This window comes from Streptomyces sp. NPDC057438 (assembly GCF_042802995.1).
Lineage (GTDB): Bacteria > Actinomycetota > Actinomycetes > Streptomycetales > Streptomycetaceae > Streptomyces.
The window spans coordinates 1-1,995 of the sequence record NZ_JBHVDD010000196.1 but is presented as its reverse complement, the minus strand read 5'-3'; the positions used below and the strand labels follow the sequence as shown (position 1 = coordinate 1,995).

General features: G+C 70.0%; 2 pseudogenes. One reads left to right on the top strand and one right to left on the bottom strand.

Features of this window, described 5'->3' with window-relative positions:
• Positions 1 to 283: pseudogene (locus ACFU5F_RS42310) on the top strand (hypothetical protein); the annotation flags it as partial.
• Positions 284 to 665: 382 nt separating this feature from the next.
• Here ACFU5F_RS42310 and ACFU5F_RS42305 read toward each other — a convergent pair.
• Positions 666 to 1,995: pseudogene (locus ACFU5F_RS42305) on the bottom strand (hypothetical protein); the annotation flags it as partial.

The following is a 1,995-nucleotide window of genomic DNA, read 5'->3' as shown; positions in this document are numbered from 1 at the left end:
CGCTGCTGTCCGCCAGGCACTCGACGCCTTCGAAGCCCCCCGCAAGCCGCACACCGCCCGGCAGTCCCAGCACGCCTATGTCCTCGGGCAGGTCTTCCATCACGCGCCGCGCGCTCTGCAACCGATCCGGGACGCGATCCTGGACCGCACCCCACTGATGCAGAAGGTGGTCGGTGACTCCACCCCCAGCTCGATCCTCAGTCAGCTCGGTGAGATCGACCGGGCCGAAGCCCGCTTCACCGCACTTCTCGGCCTCGGCGAGGCCCACGGCACCACTCCGTGACCTCGTGGCTGAGCCCGCGCCCGGCGGGGCGGGGCAGGCGCGGGCCCAGAACAGCAGCCGCCCGACGCACGCCCGGTGCAGAGGGTCTAGCGTTCATCGGGAAGTCGGGAGCAACCTCTCCTACGCTCCGCGACCGTCGGTCAACGCATCACTGGGGACCCGCTCGGAGGTGGCCGAGCGCGGACGGGTGTTTCACCGCCGAGGAACCGGCCCGGGAATGGGATTACCACCACGGCTATGACACACCCGCGCCTTCCTGGGACGTCGCAGGGACATCCGCGCCCCGCTCTGCATGAACGACCGCCTCGCCTTCGGCACGTACCAGGGTGCTGCCGACCTCGGCCTCTCCATCCCGCAGGACGTCTCGGTGGTGTCCTTCGGCGGTGCCTTCGCCATGGGCGGCGAGGAGGAGCGAGCCGCAAGGAGTGGCCGCGAGGCCGGCGAACCGGCGGGGTACGCCGAGCATGCCGTGAGGAGTGAACAAGGCGGGTTCTGCACGCGGCACGACGCCCGGAGGCGGCCCGAGCGGAAGATCCTCGGCATCGACGCGGCTCGCCCCCGTGGTGAGGGAGATCACCCGGATTCGGCGGTGGTCGGTCTCCACGACGAACAGCTCGTCCCCTGAGGCCGCCAGGCCCTGTGGTGCCCCGAGTCCGTCCGCGACGGTGACCGTCTTCCCGTCATCGATCCGCAGCACCGTCCCGCGCCGGTCGTCGCTGACGTACGCCCGCCCCTCATCGTCGAAGGTCACGTCCACGGGATGGTCGATGCCTTCGACGAGCGCGGTGATGGTGCCGCCCGGCCCGACGGCCACGATCCGTCCCGCCCCGGTCTCGGCGACCACGAGTGACCCGTCCGGCCCCACCGCTATCCCGCCGGGCTCATCAAGGCCGGTTGCTCGCAGGCGAGTTGTGTTCCGCTCGGGGTCATAGGTGTGGACGTCACCGTACTGCGAGGTGCAGTGCACCAGGCCGTCGGCGGCGGCCACGCCGTGGACTGCGGGCGGCAGCAGGGTGAGCGAAGTGACGCCCCCGCCCGCATCGCCGGCCCGGACGACGGTGGCCGACTCACCTTCGTGCGTGGCCGCCGGGGTGGCCAGACGGTAGTGGTCGGCCACGTACACCGTGCCGCCGGGGGCGACGGTCACGCCGTACGGACCGTCGAGCCCTCGCGGTACGATCTCGCGGGTGCGACCGTCGGGGTGCAACTCCGTGATGCCACCGCCGGCGTAGCTGGAGACGAACATGCGGTTCTCGGCGTCGAAGGCGGCATTGTCCAAGCCCACCAGGCCACTTACGACGAGGGACCGGGATCCGCTGCCGTGCAGATCGATGCGCGTCACGATGCCTTCGACTCCACGCGACAGGACATGCAGGACACCGCCCTGATCGAAGCGGACGGCAACCGGTTCGTGCACGTCATGCGCAACCACCTCCGGCTCCCCGCCGTCCGGTGGGATACGCCAGACCTGGCCGGTGACCATGTGCGGGTAGTACAAGCAACCGTCCGGGCCTCGCTGCATGGCGTTGCCCAAGGCCAGACCGTCGGTCAGCACCACAGGGTCGCCGCCGTCCGGGAACAGCTCCAGCAAGCGGCCGTCGAATTTCATTTCGTTGACGAAGAGCCGGTCCCCGATACAGGTGATGCCGTTCGGTACCTGCACCTGGTCGGAGACCAGCGTGTACGTTCCGTCAGGGCTGCGGCGCCATACG